This is a genomic window from Pedobacter sp. 05L430, assembly GCF_056397585.1.
Map to the genome: position 1 here is coordinate 1 of NZ_JBFTNT010000423.1, position 2,677 is coordinate 2,677.

The following is a 2,677-nucleotide window of genomic DNA, read 5'->3' on the forward strand; positions in this document are numbered from 1 at the left end:
GCACAGGAACATCACCTGGCAACGGGATTGCAATGGCCATAAGAAACAAAATTCCCGAAGTAGATATCATTACCCGAATTGCTGGTGGCAATGAAACGCTAATTGCCAATAAGGAAAACGGCTTTAGAAAAGTTGATCTCTTTGCTGATCCGGAGATATTGAAAATATTTAATTATGAATTTATAGCCGGCAATCCGAATACTGCACTAAATACACCAAATGCTGTAATACTAAGTGAAAGTACTGCGAAGTTGTTATTTGGCACTACTGATGTATTAGACAAAACGGTAAAGTATGCAAATAATACTGACATGAGGGTGACGGGCGTGATTAAGGATCAGCCAGCCAACACTTCGCTCAGGTTTGATTATTTGATGCCATGGTCTTTTTATGAAAATATAGATGGCGAGGCCCGAAACCCAGGCTGGGGAAATTTCAGTTTCCTTGCTATTGCAAAGGTTAATAACGGAGCTAAGCTTGATCTGATTAATTCCAAGGTCAAAAAACTATTCAATGAAACCTATACAGACCAAAGAAATGAAAACTTCCTATTCCCTTTTTCAGATTTACATTTGCATGGTGAATTTTTAAACGGCAAGAGTGTAGGTGGCGACATTGAACGCATTTATCTGTTTATTGCACTGGCCTTTGGCATTTTGCTGATCGCCTGTATCAATTTTATGAACATGGCCACGGCTAAATCGGAACGCAGGGCCAAAGAAGTGGGCATTAAAAAAACGATCGGTGCAACCAGAGGTTCATTAGTTACACAATTCCTTACTGAAGCGATGGTGCTTACTGCTGTTGCGGTGCTTATTGCGGTAGCTATTGTTGAGGCTACCCTACCAATGTTCAATAATCTGCTTGGCCTGGAAATCATAATCGAATACACGAATGCAGGCTATTGGCTGGGCATATTGTCGGTAGCAATGCTAACAGGTGTTTTGGCGGGCATTTATCCCGCGGTATTCCTTTCTTCCTTCAATCCTATTCAGACTTTAAAAAAGAAGACGGCAAGGGCAAGACTCATTCCGATAAACCTGAGGCAGGTACTTGTGGTAACACAGTTTTGCTTTGCCATTATGCTGATCATTGCCACCCTGGTTATTTATAAGCAAATACAGTTTATAAAGGGCAGACCCGTAGGTTACAATATCAATTTACTGGCAGAGATGCCTCAAAATGGAGAATTACATGGAAAATTTGAGTTGTTCAAAGAGCAGATTTTAAAGACAGGTGCGGTTACTGCGGTAAACCAGGCATCGCGTAGTATGACCCACGTGAGCAATTGGTTTTACGGATTTAAATGGCCTGGAATGGAGAAACAGGGTGAGGAAATTGTATTTAACCGCCTGGAAACGCAATATGACCTCGTAAAAACAAGCGGTGTGCAAATGCTAGCCGGACGCGATTTCTCTAAGGAGTTTGCATCTGACTCTGCTGCTATTATGCTAAGCAGCACCGCGGTAAAAATGATGAAGTTAAAAGATCCGATTGGCAAGATGGTAACGCTTTTTGACAACAAACTAAAGGTAATTGGCGTGTTCAAAGATTTTTTATGGGATTCGCCCTATCACTCAGGACGACCAATGGTTATCAATTTCAGCAAAAGTCAGGGAGGTACCATTAACATGCGGTTAAATCCGGCCAATAGTTTGAGTAAAAACGTAGAGCTGATCTCCGCGGTTGCCAAAAGTATAAATCCGAGCTACCCTGTTGAAATTAAGTTTGTGAATGATTTGTATAATGCAAAGCTGCAGTCGGAAAAGATTCTGGGCATCCTGGCCAACTTGTTTGGTGGCATTGCCATATTAATCTCGTGCATGGGCCTTTACGGACTAGTGGCTTACAGCGCCGAACAGCGGACAAAAGAGTTTGGCGTACGTAGAGTTTTGGGTGCCTCTGTTGGAAGTATTATGAGCCTTCTTTCGCTCTCCTTCCTTAAAATGGTATTTGTAGCGGCTTGTATTGGCGTACCTTTGGCTTATTACCTGATGAACAAGTGGCTCACTAATTTTGAGTTCAGAACCACCATATCTTTATCAATTGTGTTAATATCAATAGCAGGAACAGCAATCATTGCATTTTTGACGGTAAGTTTCCAGGCCTACAGGGCTGCAAAAGCGAACCCTGTTGAGGCGCTTAAGTATGAGTGATGGCATTCCATTAATTTATTTAATCCAACCAAACTTTACATCTCTTACAAGAGATGACCTTTCAAGATAGAAAGTTTCAATTAAAATGTCGTCTAAAATCTGCTGCATTTCTTCCTTATTGACTGTGAGTTTATCCCTTCGGGATTTTAAATAGTGTTTATGGATCATCTCCTTTACAAGATCACGAACGGTTTCAAAATCAATTTCTTTACCAAATACATCACCTATTATAAATCCCAGCACCGATATTACAATAATAACAACAGCGATTTTCCAGCTGAAAAAGAAAGCGCATAATCCTAATAAAAATAAAACGATATCGGCTATTATAAACCAGAGAGGCGGAGATAAAATCTTGAGATTAATACCCAGATTACGCTTCAGTTCCTTTATCATCCTAATCCTGTTTTTTCTCGGTACAATGTTTTCGATTAAGGTATCTGACTTTATAATTCCACTATCAATGGAAAATGTATCGGCTATTGCCATTCTCAGCTTATAAAATGCCTGTTGGCTTGTAC

General features: G+C 40.4%; 2 protein-coding genes. One reads left to right on the forward strand and one right to left on the reverse strand.

Annotated features, from left to right (window positions below; all coding sequences use genetic code 11):
* Positions 1 to 2,156, forward strand: a 2,156-nt coding sequence (locus tag AC1DG9_RS25875) for an FtsX-like permease family protein (protein ID WP_477635546.1), incomplete at its 5' end; no start/stop codon positions are given.
* A 15-nt stretch (positions 2,157 to 2,171) separates the two neighbouring features.
* Here AC1DG9_RS25875 and AC1DG9_RS25880 read toward each other — a convergent pair.
* Positions 2,172 to 2,677: hypothetical protein (locus AC1DG9_RS25880; protein WP_477635547.1), on the reverse strand; the 506-nt coding region annotated here is incomplete at its 5' end.